The 14,350-nt window shown below is 71.7% G+C and carries 9 protein-coding genes; 3 read left to right on the top strand and 6 right to left on the bottom strand.

Going from position 1 to position 14,350, the window contains the following annotated elements; translation table 11 throughout:
* Window positions 1-19 precede the first annotated feature (19 nt).
* The gene (locus OG788_RS08475) at window positions 20-2,533 is read right to left on the bottom strand and encodes a DEAD/DEAH box helicase (RefSeq protein WP_406369879.1); all 2,514 of its coding nucleotides are present in this window, start codon (window positions 2,531-2,533) and stop codon (window positions 20-22) included.
* A gap of 145 nt (window positions 2,534-2,678) precedes the next feature.
* Between OG788_RS08475 and OG788_RS08470 the strand changes: the two genes are divergently transcribed.
* Complete coding sequence (locus OG788_RS08470; RefSeq protein ID WP_351535261.1) at window positions 2,679-3,473, top strand: metal-dependent hydrolase; 795 nt, start codon at window positions 2,679-2,681, stop codon at window positions 3,471-3,473.
* An 89-nt stretch (window positions 3,474-3,562) separates the two neighbouring features.
* Here the strand turns inward: OG788_RS08470 and OG788_RS08465 are convergent, their stop codons facing one another.
* From OG788_RS08465 to OG788_RS08450, 4 genes are all read right to left on the bottom strand, one after another.
* Window positions 3,563-3,838: a type B 50S ribosomal protein L31 gene (locus tag OG788_RS08465; RefSeq protein WP_406369877.1), complete on the bottom strand. Its 276-nt coding sequence runs from the start codon at window positions 3,836-3,838 to the stop codon at window positions 3,563-3,565.
* Between the two features lie 36 nt (window positions 3,839-3,874).
* On the bottom strand, window positions 3,875-4,345 hold the full coding sequence (locus tag OG788_RS08460) for a DUF5709 domain-containing protein (protein WP_406369876.1): 471 nt from the start codon (window positions 4,343-4,345) through the stop codon (window positions 3,875-3,877).
* 498 nt (window positions 4,346-4,843) lie between these two features.
* The gene (locus OG788_RS08455) at window positions 4,844-6,673 is read right to left on the bottom strand and encodes an ABC transporter ATP-binding protein (protein WP_406369874.1); all 1,830 of its coding nucleotides are present in this window, start codon (window positions 6,671-6,673) and stop codon (window positions 4,844-4,846) included.
* Window positions 6,670-8,538 (bottom strand): ABC transporter ATP-binding protein, encoded by a 1,869-nt coding sequence (locus tag OG788_RS08450; RefSeq protein WP_406369872.1) that lies wholly within the window; start codon window positions 8,536-8,538, stop codon window positions 6,670-6,672. Before OG788_RS08450 ends, OG788_RS08455 begins: the two co-directional genes overlap by 4 nt.
* Before the next feature lie 220 nt (window positions 8,539-8,758).
* Here OG788_RS08450 and OG788_RS08445 point away from each other — a divergent pair, with 220 nt between their 5' ends.
* Together OG788_RS08445 and OG788_RS08440 are read left to right on the top strand one after the other, a co-directional pair.
* Window positions 8,759-9,502 carry a L,D-transpeptidase family protein gene (locus OG788_RS08445; RefSeq protein WP_406369870.1) on the top strand — a complete coding sequence of 248 codons (744 nt, stop codon included), beginning with the start codon at window positions 8,759-8,761 and terminating at the stop codon, window positions 9,500-9,502.
* A gap of 87 nt (window positions 9,503-9,589) precedes the next feature.
* On the top strand, window positions 9,590-11,233 hold the full coding sequence (locus tag OG788_RS08440; RefSeq protein WP_406369868.1) for a peptide-N4-asparagine amidase: 1,644 nt from the start codon (window positions 9,590-9,592) through the stop codon (window positions 11,231-11,233).
* 159 nt (window positions 11,234-11,392) lie between these two features.
* Here the strand turns inward: OG788_RS08440 and OG788_RS08435 are convergent, their stop codons facing one another.
* Entirely contained in the window at window positions 11,393-14,332 is a 2,940-nt protein-coding gene (locus OG788_RS08435) for an FAD-binding and (Fe-S)-binding domain-containing protein (protein WP_406369867.1), read from the bottom strand.
* Window positions 14,333-14,350: the final 18 nt, after the last annotated feature.

Raw genomic sequence — 14,350 nt, 5'->3', positions numbered from 1 at the left:
CGGTGAGATTCTCCTGTGCTCACAGCTGTCCGACGTCGGTGACCTTGACGATGGCACGGCCCTCGGCGTCGGAGGCCACGAGGTCGACCTCCGCGCTGATGCCCCAGTCGTGATCGCCGTTCGGGTCGGCGAAGGTCTGACGGACACGCCACAGGCCGTTCTGCGGCTCCTCCACGATCGACAGCAGCTTCGGGCCACGGGCATCGGGACCCGTACCGAGGTCCTCGTACTCGTCCCAGTACTTGTCCATCGCCTCGCCCCAAGCGTCGGCGTCCCAGCCGGATTCGCCGTCCATCTCGCCGAGTTCGCGGACATGGTCCAGCGCGGCCAGCTCGACCCTGCGGAACATCGCGTTGCGCACGAGGACACGGAAGGCGCGGGCGTTCGAGGTGACCGGCTTGACCTGGTCGGCCTTCTCCTGGGCCTCCTCGGCCGTTACCACCTCGGGATTGGCGAGCTGCTCCCACTCGTCGAGAAGGCTGGAGTCGACCTGGCGCACCATCTCGCCGAGCCAGGCGATCAGGTCCTCCAGGTCCTCGGACTTGAGGTCGTCCGGGACGGTGTGCTCAAGGGCCTTGTAGGCACTGGCCAGGTAGCGCAGGACGATGCCCTCGGTGCGGGCGAGCTCGTAGTTGGAGACGAACTCGGTGAACGTCATCGCCCGTTCGTACATGTCACGGATGACGGACTTCGGCGACAGCGGGTGGTCGCCGACCCACGGATGGCTCGTGCGGTAGGTGTTGTAGGCGTGGAAGAGCAGCTCCTCCAGCGGCTTGGGGTACGACACCTCCTGGAGCCGCTCCATGCGCTCCTCGTACTCGACGCCGTCGGATTTCATCGCGGCCACGGCCTCGCCACGGGCCTTGTTCTGCTGGGCGGCGAGGATCTGCCGCGGATCGTCCAGCGTGGACTCCACGACGGACACCATGTCCAGGGCGTACGAGGGGGATTCGAGGTCCAGCAGGTCGAAAGCGGCGAGCGCGAACGTCGACAGGGGCTGGTTGAGCGCGAAGTCCTGCTGGAGATCGACGGTGAGCCGCACGATACGGCCGGTCGGGTCGGGCTCGTCGAGCTTCTCCACGATGCCGCCGTCGAGGAGCGAGCGGTAGATCGCGATGGCCCGCCGGATGTGCCGCAGCTGCTGCTTGCGCGGCTCGTGGTTGTCCTCCAGCAGATGCCGCATCGCGTCGAAGGCGTTGCCGGGCCGGGCGATCACCGAGAGCAGCATGGTGTGCGTCACGCGGAAGCGCGAGGTCAGCGGCTCGGGATCGGAGGTGATGAGCTTGTCGAAGGTGCCCTCCGTCCAGCCGACGAAGCCCTCGGGGGCCTTCTTGCGCACCACCTTGCGACGCTTCTTCGGATCGTCGCCCGCCTTGGCGAGCGACTTCTCGTTCTCGATGACGTGCTCCGGCGCCTGAGCCACGACGTAGCCCGCAGTGTCGAACCCCGCGCGACCGGCCCGGCCGGCGATCTGGTGGAACTCACGGGCGCGCAACGTGCGCACCCGCGTGCCGTCGTACTTGGTCAGCGCGGTGAACAGCACGGTGCGGATGGGCACGTTGACACCGACACCGAGGGTGTCCGTACCGCAGATGACCTTCAGGAGACCGGCCTGGGCCAGTTTCTCCACCAGTCGCCGGTACTTGGGCAGCATGCCGGCGTGGTGCACACCGATCCCATGACGTACGTAGCGCGAGAGGTTCTGGCCGAACTTGGTGGTGAACCGGAAATTGCCGATCAGGTCGGCGATCCGGTCCTTCTCCTCACGCGTGCACATGTTGATGCTCATCAGCGCCTGTGCCCGCTCCACGGCCTGCGCCTGGGTGAAGTGCACGATGTAGACCGGGGCCTGCTTGGTGGCGAGCAGTTCGGTGAGCGTCTCCGTCAGCGGAGTGAGCATGTACTCGTAGGACAGCGGGACGGGCCGGGTCGCCGAGCGGACCACCGAGGTGGGGCGGCCCGTGCGTCGCGTGAGGTCCTTCTCGAACATCGAGACGTCGCCGAGTGTCGCCGACATCAGGATGAACTGCGCCTGGGGAAGTTCAAGGATCGGGATCTGCCAGGCCCAGCCTCGGTCGCCCTCGGCGTAGAAGTGGAACTCGTCCATGACGACCTGGCCCACGTCGGCGTGCTTGCCGTCCCGCAGCGCGATGGACGCCAGGACCTCGGCGGTGCAGCAGATGACCGGGGCGTCGGAGTTCACGGAGGCGTCGCCGGTGAGCATGCCGACGTTCTCGGTGCCGAAGATCTTGCACAGTTCGAAGAACTTCTCCGAGACGAGTGCCTTGATCGGCGCCGTGTAGAAGGTGACCTCGTCGCGGGCGAGCGCCGCGAAGTGCGCAGCCGCGGCGATCATGCTCTTGCCCGAGCCGGTGGGCGTCGAGACGATCACGTTCGCACCCGAGACCACCTCGATCAGCGCCTCCTCCTGATGGGGGTAGAGGGTGAGACCGCGTTCCCCGGCCCACGACTCGAAGGCTTCGTAGAGGGCGTCGGGGTCTGCGGTCTGCGGCAGCTGATCGATAAGGGTCACGCCCCCATCTTGCCTGTCGATACACGTGATGGGGGAATCGGATGCTCAGGGAAAGATCACGACCGCTACGCTGTGGCGCCGGCGACGCGTCCGCGCGCCCGGGCAACTGGACAGCGGTACAAGAGGAATGGGGCGGGGAACGGCCATGATGGGACCAGCACACTCACTGTCGGGGGCCGCGGCCTGGCTCGGCGTCGGAGCTGCGGCCGCCGCGGCCGGCCACACCATGCCCTGGCCGGTCCTGCTCGTCGGCGCCCTGATCTGCGCCGGCGCCGCTCTCGCCCCGGACCTGGACCACAAGGCCGCCACCATCTCGAACGCCTTCGGACCGGTGTCGCGAAGGCTGTGCGAGATCGTCGACAAGCTCTCCTACGCCGCCTACAAGGGGACCAGGAAGCCGGGCGACCCCCGGCGCAGCGGCGGTCACCGCACGCTGACCCATACCTGGCTGTGGGCGGTGATGATCGGATCGGGTACGGCGGTGCTGGCGATCACCTGCGGCCGCTGGGCGGTCCTGGCCATTCTCTTCGTGCACATGGTGCTCGCCATCGAGGGTCTGCTGTGGCGGGCCGCCCGTGGTTCCAGCAGCGACGTCCTGGTCTGGCTGCTCGCCGCGACGAGCTCGTGGATCCTCGCGCAGACCCTGGACAAGCCGGGCAACGGCGCGGACTGGCTGTTCACGGCACCGGGCCAGGAGTACCTCTGGCTCGGCCTGCCGATCATCCTCGGCGCGCTGGTTCACGACATCGGGGACGCGCTGACCGTGTCCGGCTGCCCGATCCTGTGGCCCATCCCGGTCGGCCGCAAGCGCTGGTACCCGATAGGCCCGCCCAAGGTGATGCGCTTCCGCGCGGGCAGCTGGGTCGAGATCAAGGTGCTGACGCCGGTGTTCATGCTGCTGGGCGGCGTGGGCTGCGCGGCCGCGCTGAACTTCATCTGAGGCCGTCTCCTTCCCGGAGACTCCGACGTCCGGCGTCGCCGGTCCGGCTGCCGGTATCGGGCGGCCCCCGCCTGCGGCGACCGTCCCGCTCAGGCGTTCTCGCCCGCGCCCGATCCCGGCTCCTCGCCGCCGTAGCGCCGCTCGAACTGGGCGATGCGGCCCTCAGAGTCCACCGTGCGGGCCTTGCCCGTGTAGAAGGGGTGGCTCTCCGAGGAGATCTCGACGTCCACGACCGGGTACGTCTCGCCGTCGTCCCAGTCGATGGTCCGCTCGCTCGTCGCGGTGGAGCGCGTGAGGAAGGCGTAGCCGGCGGTGCGGTCGCGGAAGACCACCGGGTGGTAGTCGGGCTGCTTGTCCTGCTGCATGAGTGCTCCTTGGGGCAGGGGCGGGCCGGGCGCCGGTCAGCCGGACACGGCGTCCTCGTCGACGATGTGCATCGCGGCCTCCTCGGCCGAGGCCGCGGCGCCGTCGATGCCGATGTCCGTGGCGATGAGCCCGCTCTCCTCGTCCTCGTGCGCGCCTTCGTTCGGGGCGACCAGACGGCCCGAGCGGAGGGCACCCACCTCGTTGTCGAGGGGCTCTCCGTCGGTGCCCTGGCAGTCGCCGATGCCGTCACCGTCGGGTTCGGCGACATCGGGCAGTTCCTCGGAAAGGCGCTGGTCCAGGGTCTCGCCCGCCCGGCGCTCCGAGGCGGTCACCCCGCGATTCTCCACCGCCCACGGCCGCTCCGGCGGGGACCAGCCACGGTCCAGGGGGTCATTGACGCCGTCGGCGACCAGTGTGTCCTCGCCGTCGAGCAGCCCCGCGTCGTCCTGTACCTCGGATCCGTCGGGCTGGTAGACGTCGTCTCCCCATCCGTCGGCGCTGTCCACGGCTACCTCCAGGGGGTGCGGACGGGACCGGTGCCGCCGTACTCGACGACGGGCCCGCGGGCCACAGGACACGGGCGCCGCCCCGAGCGAACCGGGTGGTTCCCGGGTGTCCCCCGAGCGGGTGCCCACGTCCAGGGTTCCACCCCCCTTCGCCACCGCGCAACGCCACAGGGGCCGACCAGCAGTGCGACAAGGGCCGACGTCCCGCCCCGCGGGCGTCTTGCGGGGTGCGCGGAGGGCCGGTGCGACCGGCTCCGGCGGGAACGCGACCCGGCTCCCGGCGAGAACGCCACCCGGCTTCCGGCGCGAAGCGGGACGCAACCGACCGGAGCCCACTGCCGGGCCCGGTCCGCGTCGGCCCACTCCGATGAGAGACGGGCCGAGAGCGGCGCGGGACGCCCGGCGGGCGGGTGCGCGCCGGTCCGGTCCACCGTGCGGGCGGGAGCGGAACGGCGCGTCGGCCGCCGGGCCGGGCGCGGCCCGGCCGGCGACCTCCGTTCACCCGTGCCAGGACCTCCACAGAGCCGCGTACGCGCCGTCCGCCGCGACCAGTTGCTCGTGGCTGCCGAGTTCGCTGATGCGGCCGTTCTCGACGACGGCGATGACGTCCGCGTCATGGGCGGTGTGGAGGCGGTGGGCGATGGCGACGACGGTGCGGCCGTCGAGGACCCGGGCCAGCGAGCGTTCCAGATGGCGGGCCGCCCGCGGATCCAGGAGCGAGGTCGCCTCGTCCAGGACCAGGGTGTGCGGGTCGGCCAGCACCAGCCGGGCCAGCGCGATCTGCTGGGCCTGGGCCGGAGTGAGCGCGAACCCGCCCGAGCCGACCTCGGTGTCCAGGCCGTCGTCCAGCGCGCGCGCCCAGCCGTCCGCGTCGACGGCGCCGAGAGCCGCCCACAACCGGGCGTCGATCGCGTCGGCCGTAGCCTCGGCCGGCGTCTCCTCGTCCGCGCCGTGCCGGGCGTGCGGGACGGCGAGCAGCAGGTTGTCGCGCAGGGAGCCCACGAAGACGTGGTGTTCCTGGTTGACCAGGGCCACATGCGTGCGGACCTTCTCGGCGGGCATCCGGGACAGCTCGGCGCCGCCGAGCGTGATCCGGCCGTCCCGGGGTGCGTAGATCCCGGCGAGGAGCCTGCCCAGCGTGGACTTGCCCGCGCCGGACGGGCCGACCAGGGCGAGCCGGGTGCCGGGCGCGACCGCCAGGGAGACCTCGCGCAGGACGTCCACTCCCTCGCGGTAGCCGAAGTGCACCCGGTCCGCGTGGACGTCGCGTCCCTCCGGCGCTACTGCCGGATCACCGGCGGCCGGCTCGATGTCCCGGACACCGACCAGCCGCGCCAGCGAGACCTGGGCGACCTGCAGCTCGTCGTACCAGCGCAGGATCAGTCCCACCGGGTCGACGAGCATCTGCGCGATCAGCGCACCCGTCGTCAGCTGGCCCACCCCGATCCAGCCCTGGAGGGCGAGGAACCCGCCGATCATCAGGACCGAGCAGAGCACCGTCACATGCGTGATGTTGACGACCGGGAAGAGGACCGACCGCAGCCAGAGCGTGTACCGCTCCCATGCCGTCCATTCCTGGACCCGGCGGTCCGACAGCTCGATGCGGCGCCTGCCCAGGCGGTGCGACTCGACGGTGCGGCCGGCGTCGACCGTCTCGGCCAGGACGGCGGCGACGGCGGCGTAACCGGCGGCCTCCGAGCGATAGGCGGACGGCGCGCGCTTGAAGTACCAGCGGCACCCCACCACCAGCAGCGGAACGGCGACCAGCACGGCGGGGGCGAGCGCCGGGGCGGTCACGGTGAGCCCGGCGAGCAGCAGCGCCGCCCACACCACACCGATGGCCAGCTGCGGCACGGCCTCACGCATGGCGTTGGCGAGCCGGTCGATGTCGGTGGTGATGCGGGACAGCAGGTCGCCCGTCCCGGCCCGCTCCAGGACGCCCGGCGGCAGCCCGACCGACCGCACGAGGAAGTCCTCGCGCAGATCGGCCAGCATGCGCTCGCCGAGCATCGCGCCGCGCAGCCGCACCTGCCGGACGAACACGGCCTGGATGACCAGCGCGACGACGAACAGGGCGGCGGTGGCCTCCAGATGGAGTTCGCGCGCGTGGTCCGAGACCCGTTCGACGACCGAGCCCAGCAGATAGGGCCCGGCCATCGAGGCCACGACGGCCACGGTGTTGACGGCGACCAGGAGCAGGAAGGCCCTGCGGTGCCGTTGGAACAGTTCGGTCACGTAGGCGCGTACGGTCGCGGGCGCGCCGACGGGCAGCGTGTTCGCCGTCGTCGGGGCGGCCGGGTCGTACGCCGGTGGCGCCACGCCGATCATGCGGTCTCCTCGATTTCTTCCAGTACGCCGTCCAGAACGGCCTCGTCGTCCACGCTCACGCCGCCGAGAGCGGCCTGTGCCGCCGCCTCGGCGGCGGCCTCCTCATCGGTCTCGCGGGTCACCACGGCCCGGTAGCGCGGCTCGTCGCGCACCAGATCGCGGTGCACGCCGACCGCGACGACCTCGCCGTCGTGGACCAGGACGACCCGGTCGGCCTGGTCCAGGAGCAGCGGTGAGGAGGTGAGGACCACGGTGGTGCGCCCGGCGCGCAGGGAGCGCACCCCATCGGCGATGCGGGCCTCGGTGTGGGAGTCGACCGCGGACGTCGGCTCGTCCAGGACGAGCACCTCCGGGTCCGTGATCAGCGACCGGGCCAGCGCGAGCCGCTGACGCTGGCCGCCGGACAGGGAGCGCCCGCGTTCGGTGATGCGGGCGTCCATCGGGTCCTCGGCGTCCAGCGAGCCCTGCGCGAGCGCGTCCAGCACGTCGCCGCACTGCGCGGCGGCCAGCGCCGCCTCCGCGCTCACGAGACCCGACGCGGGTACGTCGAGCAGCTCGCGCAAGGAACCGGACAGCAGCACCGGGTCCTTGTCCTGGACGAGGACCGCGGTGCGGGCGGAGTCCAGGGGCAGGTCGTCCAGCGGTACGCCCCCGAGCACCACCGAGCTGCTCCGCGGCACGCCCCCGACGAGCACCTCGGGGCTCCGCTCGGAGGCGTGCCCGCCGAGCCGCTCGGCCAGCAGCCCCGCCGCGTCCGGGTCGCCGCACACCACGGCGGTGAACCGCCCCGAGGGAGCCAGCAGCCCGGTCACGGGGTCGTACAGATCGCCGGCCGGGGCTTCAGCGGCGCGCGAGCCGTCGCTGTCCATGGCCCGTTCCAGGGACAGCACCCTGGCGGCCCGCCGGGCCGACGGACGCGAGAAGGAATAGGCCATGGCGATTTCCTCGAAATGCCGCAAGGGGTAGGTGAGCAGCATGACGGCGCTGTAGGCGGTGACCAGTTCGCCGACCGTGATCCGGCCGTCGCGGGCCAGCTGCACACCACGCCAGACGACGACGATCATCAGCAGACCGGGCAGCAGCACCTGGATCGCCGAGATCAGCGACCACATGCGGGCGCTGCGCACGGCGGCCCGGCGGACCTCCTGGGAGGCGCGGCGGTAGCGGTCGAGGAAGAGTTCCTCGCCGCCGATGCCACGCAGCACCCGCAGGCCGGCGACGGTGTCGGAGGCCAGCTCGGTGGCGCGGCCCGCCTTCTCCCGCTGGAAGTCGGCGCGCCGGGTGGCACGGGGCAGCAGTGGCAGCACGGCGACCGCCAGCACGGGCACGCCCACGGCGACGATCACGCCGAGCGCCGGCTGATAGACGACCAGGCCAGCGCAGACCAGCACCACGGTCACGGCCGCCGCCGTGAAGCGCGACATGCCCTCCACGAACCAGCCGATCTTCTCGACGTCGCCGGTGGAGACCGCCACCACCTCGCCCGCCGCGACGCGCCGGGTCAGCGCGGAGCCCAGCTGCGCGGTTCTGCGGGCCAGCAGCTGTTGCACGCGCGCTGCCGCGGTGATCCAGTTGGTGACCGCCGCGCGGTGCAGCATGGCTTCCCCCAGGGCGATGCACGCGCCGCACAGCACCATCAGAGCGCCGGTCAGGGCGAGCCGGGTGCCGGAGTGGTCGATGACGGCCTGGACGGCCAGACCGACACAGAACGGCAGTACGGAGACGGCCACGAAGTGCAGCAGGCCCCAGGCGAGGGCCTTGAGCTGACCACCGAGCTGGTTCCGCCCGAGCCACCACAGGAAGCGGGGACCTGAGCGCGTGTCCGGCACGCCCGGGTCGGGATACGGAAGGTCTTGGATCTGCATGACGTCCCAGTGGCTCGTGTCAGGTGGTGGAGGGAGCCGCGGATTTCGGCAACCTTCCGGCCGTGGGGGCCGGTAGCAAACCGTGAAAGGTTCGCGTCGCAACGTGGTCGGTAGCAAACGATTTTCCGGGCAGGGGGACGGAATCGGCCCCACCGGCCCCGACCGGCCGGGACGGGGGGAGCGGGCGATTCGTCCGAGACGTGGTGCGAGGATGGGCGGCATGCAAAAGAACGGTGCGATGCGTACGGGGCTCGCGGCATTGGTCTGCGGGGCCGTCGCGGTCACTCTGTCGGCCTGCGGTGGCTCGGCGGGCGGGAGCGGGACGAAGGGGCACGCGGGATCGGACGGCGCGGCGGCCCGTACGAGCGCGCCCCCGGTCGATCCGAGGCGCATCCCCGATGTGGGTGACAAGCTCCAGCGGAAGATCCCGTCGGAGTCCCGCCAGGTCCTCGCGGTCTACGGCGAGGGCAAGGATTCCGCGAACTCCACCGTGGTGCTGTACACGAAGTCGGGTTCCACCTGGAAGAAGTCCCGCAGCTGGGCGGCGCACAACGGGAAGAAGGGCTGGACCACCGACCATCACGAGGACGACAAGCGCAGTCCGGTCGGCGTGTTCACGCTCAGCGACGCCGGTGGTGTGCTCGACGACCCGGGCGCCCGGCTCCCGTACACGCAGTCGGAGGACTTCCAGGCACCGCACTACTGGGCGAAGTCGCACTGGCACGACTTCGACTACGTCATCGCCATCGACTACAACCGCCTCAAGGGCAATCCGCCGGACGACCCGACCCGCCCGTGGGGCGACGAGAAGGGCGGCGGCATCTGGCTGCACATGGACCACGGCAGCGGTACGTCGGCGTGCGTGAGCCTGTCCAAGCCGGCCATGGAGTACCTGCTGCGCACACTCGACCCGGACCAGCACCCCGTCGTCGTGATGGGGGACAAGGCGGACCTGAAGGCCTGACCCGTCGCGCCGGGGCTCCGCCGTTTCGCCGCTTCGGCCGCCGGGGCACCATTGCGGACGGCTCAACCGCCCCGTAGAACACCGCACATGAGTAGACCGGTCATCATGTCCATGCTCGCCGGGGTGATCCTCGTGGCGGGCGCCCTCCTCGGGGCGGGCCCGGCCCCGGCGGCCCCCGCGTCCGCCGCGGCTCATGCGTCCGGCGCGCCCGCCGTCGCTCGATCCGCCGACGTGCCCGCCGAGTTCGGCAGCGACTGGCACGACCCCGTCACCGCTTCCCCGCCCGTCGGCAGGCCCGCCGGTACCTCCTGCGAAGTGACCCTCGCCGAGGCGCAGTTCCGTGACTTCACGCCCTACACGGGCACCTACACCCCGCCGAAGGGCTGCGGCGACCGCTGGAGCAAGGTCGTGCTCCGCCTTGAAGGCAAGGTCAAGGGGCGCCAGTTCGACCGCCTCGGGTATCTGCACGTAGGCGGGGTGGAGATCCTCCGTACGTCCACCCCGGAGCCGTCGCCCGACGGGATCGCGTGGTCCGTCGAGAAGGACGTGACGCGCTACAGCGACACGTTCCGGCGCGGCCGCGACGTCGAGATGCTCATCGGGAACGTCGTCGACGACACGTACACGGGCGTCCTCGACGTCAGGGCCACCCTGACGTTCTACGCGGGCGGGTCCGCCGCGACCCCCGACCGTGTCCTGACCCTCCAGGACGGCACCCTGACCACCCCGCGCAACAGCGAGCGCGTGATCGCCGAGGTGTACGCGACCGGGTCCGGCGGCGGCTGCGAGGAGTACTGGTATCTCACGGTCCCGGACGAGGCTCCCTACTCCTGCAAGGCGGACAAAGGTCCCTACCGCGAGGTGCAGATCAGTGTCGACGGCCAACTCGCGGGTATCGCCGAGCCGTTCCCGACGGTGTGGACCGGCGGCTGGTCCAACCCCTTCCTCTGGTACGTGATTCCGGGGCCCCGTGCCTTCGACGTCAAGCCCGTCGAGTACGACCTGACTCCGTTCGCCGGTCTGCTCAACGACGGGCGTCCGCACCGGATCGACGTCTCGGTCGTGGGTGTCCCCGAGGGGCAGTCCGGCTGGAGCGTGCCGGTCAACGTACTTGTCTGGCAGGACGCGCGTCGCGCCCACGTGGGCGGTGCCCTCACCCGGGCCGAGGCCGGCGACCTCGCCAACTCTTCGACGTACAAGCCCGGTTCGGAGAGTCGGCTCGACACCGAGGGAGGGCACCGTCTGACGGTCGCCGGATACCTCGACACCTCGCACGGCCGGGTGCGGACCACCGTCAGCCGGACCCTCGGGAACACCTCCGCGCACCGCTGGACCGACGGCGAGACCACGGACGGCCTCGAGGCGAAGTGGACCGACGACGAGACGGTCACCGTCGACGGACGCGGCCCCGCCGCGACGACGTACACCCGGCGCACGTACACGATGGACGGCACGACCGTCCTCGGCGCGGACGACCGGCTGCGGACCGTGCTGACACTCGGCGACCGGACCGCCGTGACCGAGACGTCGGCCGGCCGGCGCACCGCGTGGTCACGGCTCGAGGACACCTACACGGGTGACGCCACGTACACGGCGAACGTGTCGCGCGACCAGCGTCACGCGGTCGCCACGACGAGCGAGCGCTATCGCCGGTACGGGTCGCCAGGCTGCTACGACCGCTCCCTCACCACCGTGCAGGGGGTGTTGACGGAGGATCGCACCGGCTGCTGAGGCGGGCGCCGAAGGGCCGCGGTTCCCCGGGCCGGCGGCCTGGACGAGGACGGACGGCGGACCCGGGACGCCCCTCCACGGCGCCCGCCGTCCGGTATCCCGTGCCCGGCGCCCGGTGGAGCCGTGTCCGGAGGGGCAGTGTCCGGAGGGCCCGCCGGGTCACCCGGACCGGCCCTCGGTCACGGGACGGGTCGCGTGCTCCAGCGCCAGCAGGGCGGAGTAGTAGCCGCGGCCCGTCGCGTGATCCATGCCCACCTCGCACATACGGTTCGCCGACAGATGCGCGTCGAAATCGCGGGAGGTCACGAACGCCGCCTCCTCACGGGTGGCCGACTCGGTGAGTTCCCTGTGGAGCATGCCGCGGTCGCCCGCGAAGGCGCAGCACCCGGCGTCGTCGGGCACCACCACCTCGTCGGCGCACGCCTCGGCCACCGCACGCAGCTGTGCCTCGTCGCCCAAGTGCCGCATGGAGCAGGTCGGGTGGAGCACCGCGGAGCCGAGGGTCCGGCGCACGGTGAGGTGGGGGAGGAGCTCCTCCGCGGCCCACACCAGCGAGTCGACGACCGTCAGCCCTGCGTGCAACTCCCGGTTGTCGGTGGTCAGATACGGAACGACCTCACGCGCGATGCCGAGCGTGCAGGACGAGGCGTCCACGACGAGCGGCAGTCTGCCGCCGGCGGTCCAGCCCCAGGCGGCCTCGACGACGCGGTTGGCCATCACGACGTTGCCCGCGTCGTACCCCTTGGAGTGCCAGATCGTCGCGCAGCACGTCCCCTTCACGTCGTCCGGGATCCAGACCGGCTTTCCCGCCCGCTCCGAGACCGCGACGACGGCCCGCGCGAGCGACACGTCTCCGGGGCCGGCGAAGATACGGTTGACGCAGGCCGGGTAGTAGACGGCGACGGCCCCCACGCGAGCGGTGGCGGGCAGGGCGGAGCCGGCGGCTCCCGGCATCCGCGGCAGCCATTCGGGCACGAGGTCCGGGCGTACGACCCTGCGCGCCGCGCGCGTGACGGCGGTGACCCGCCGACTGCCGATCCGGTCCGCTGCGGCGACGGCCAGCCGGGCCGAGGCCTCGAGGGCGCGGAAGTGCCGCGCGGCCAGCGCGGCCGCCTTCTCCTCGCGCCGCGAGTGCCGCGCGTGCCGGAACTCCTTCATCAGGGCGCCGGTGTCGATGCCGACCGGGCAGGCGAGTCCGCAGGTCGAGTCGCCCGCGCAGGTGTCCACGGCGTCGTATCCGTACGCCTCCAGGAGGCCTTTCTCGACTGCGGAGTTGCCGGGCTGGCGCATCATCTCGCGGCGCAGCACGATCCGTTGGCGCGGTGTGGTCGTCAGGTCCTGGCTGGGGCAGGTCGGTTCGCAGAAGCCGCACTCGATGCAGGGGTCGGCGATGGCCTCGACCCGCGGGATCGTCTTCAGGCCTCGCACGTGCGCCCGCGGATCACGGTCGAGCACGACGCGCGGCGCGAGCACTCCGTCGGGATCGATCAGCCGTTTCGTGCGCCACATCAACTCCGTCGCCCCGGTGCCCCATTCGAGCTCCAGGAAGGGCGCGATATTGCGTCCGGTGGCGTGCTCGGCCTTCAGCGATCCGTCGAAGCGCTCGACGGTGAGGCGGCAGAACTCGTCCATGAAGGCGGCATAACGCTCCACATCGGCCGGCTCGGACGCGTCGAAGGCCAGCAGGAAGTGCAGATTGCCGTGGGCGGCGTGGCCCGCGACGGCGGCGTCGAAGCCGTGCCGGGTCTGGAGTTCCAGCAGCGCCTCGCAGGCTTCGGCGAGCCGCTCGGGAGGCACCGCGAAGTCCTCCGTGATCAACGTCGTGCCGGACGGACGGGCACCGCCGACCGCCGTGACGAACGCCTTGCGGGCCTTCCAGTAGCCGGCGACGATCCGCTGGTCGCGGGTGAAGGAGTTCGCCACCGAGGGCACGGGGGACACCAGGGGGAGCCGCTCCAGCGTCGCGCGGGCCTTTGCCTCGTAGGCGTCCTGCGTGGCTTCGTCAGGGGCGCGGAACTCGACGAGCAGCGCGGTCGTCGGGCCGGGGAGACCGGCCCAGTCCGCGGGTACGCCCTCGACGCTCACCGAGGCGCGCAGTGTGTTGCCGTCCATCAGCTCGACGGCCGAGGCGCCCGCGGCGGTGAACAGGGGCACGGCGGCGGCCGCGGCCGGCAGCGAGGCGAAGAAGAGCAGCGCGGCGGAGACCCGTCGCTCCAGCGGCAGAGTGTCGAAGACGACCTCCGAGATGAAGCCGAAGGTGCCCTCCGAGCCGACCATCAGACCGCGCAGGATCCCGACGGGGGTCGAGCCGTCGAGGAAGGCGTCCAGACGGTAGCCGTTGGTGTTCTTGATCGCGTACTTGGCGCGGACGCGGGCGACCAGCCCGGCGTCGGCCTCGATCTCCGCCTTGAGCTCCATGAGCCCGGCGCACAGGGCCGGTTCCGCACGCGCGAGCCGTTCGTCGGCGTCCGGCTCCGCCGTGTCCACGACCGTGCCGGTGGGCAGGACGAAGGTGAGCGAAGCGAGCGTTCGGTACGAGTTGCGGGTGGTGCCCGCCGTCATGCCGGAGGCGTTGTTCGCGACCACGCCGCCGACCGTGCAAGCGATCGCGCTGGCCGGATCGGGACCGAGCACGCGCCCGTGCCGGGCGAGCGCGGCGTTGGCGCGCGCGACGGTCGTGCCCGGCGCGATACGGGCCTGCGCTCCGCCGTCGAGGACCTCGACGCCGGTCCAGTGCCGGCGTACGTCGACGAGGATGTCCTCGCCCTGCGCCTGGCCGTTGAGTGAGGTCCCCGCCGCGCGGAACACCACCTCGCGGCCCTTGCCGTGCGCGTACGAGAGCACGGCCGAGACGTCGTCGATGTCCTCGGGGACCACGACGACCCGCGGCACGAAACGGTAGGGGCTGGCGTCGGAGGCGTAGCGCACGAGGTCGGAGATCCCGGTCAGCACCTTGTCGGCGCCGAGCAGTGCGATCAGGTCACGGCGCAGTGGCTCGGGGGTGCCCCCGGCCCGGTCCTCGGGGACCCGGTCGGCCGCGGGGGCCTCGCGGTGACCGTCGGGGCGCAGTGCGTCGGGGTCGGGCTCCAGCAGAGGCATCGCGCACCCTTCCCTCTC

The sequence above is a fragment of the Streptomyces sp. NBC_00647 genome (assembly GCF_045207245.1).
Classification (GTDB): Bacteria; Actinomycetota; Actinomycetes; order Streptomycetales; family Streptomycetaceae; genus Streptomyces.
Note: the sequence above shows the minus strand (reverse complement) of the source record. Positions and strands in the feature narration are given on the sequence as shown.

Excerpts from the sequence above, each read along its gene's own strand:
- OG788_RS08470 (WP_351535261.1), top strand. The coding sequence starts at position 2,679 with ATGATGGGACCAGCACACTCACTGTCGGGGGCCGCGGCCTGGCTCGGC.
- OG788_RS08465 (WP_406369877.1), bottom strand. The coding sequence starts at position 3,838 with ATGCAGCAGGACAAGCAGCCCGACTACCACCCGGTGGTCTTCCGCGAC.
- OG788_RS08455 (WP_406369874.1), bottom strand. The coding sequence starts at position 6,673 with ATGATCGGCGTGGCGCCACCGGCGTACGACCCGGCCGCCCCGACGACG.
- OG788_RS08450 (WP_406369872.1), bottom strand. The coding sequence starts at position 8,538 with ATGCAGATCCAAGACCTTCCGTATCCCGACCCGGGCGTGCCGGACACG.
- OG788_RS08445 (WP_406369870.1), top strand. The coding sequence starts at position 8,759 with ATGCAAAAGAACGGTGCGATGCGTACGGGGCTCGCGGCATTGGTCTGC.
- OG788_RS08440 (WP_406369868.1), top strand. The coding sequence starts at position 9,590 with ATGAGTAGACCGGTCATCATGTCCATGCTCGCCGGGGTGATCCTCGTG.
- OG788_RS08435 (WP_406369867.1), bottom strand. The coding sequence starts at position 14,332 with ATGCCTCTGCTGGAGCCCGACCCCGACGCACTGCGCCCCGACGGTCAC.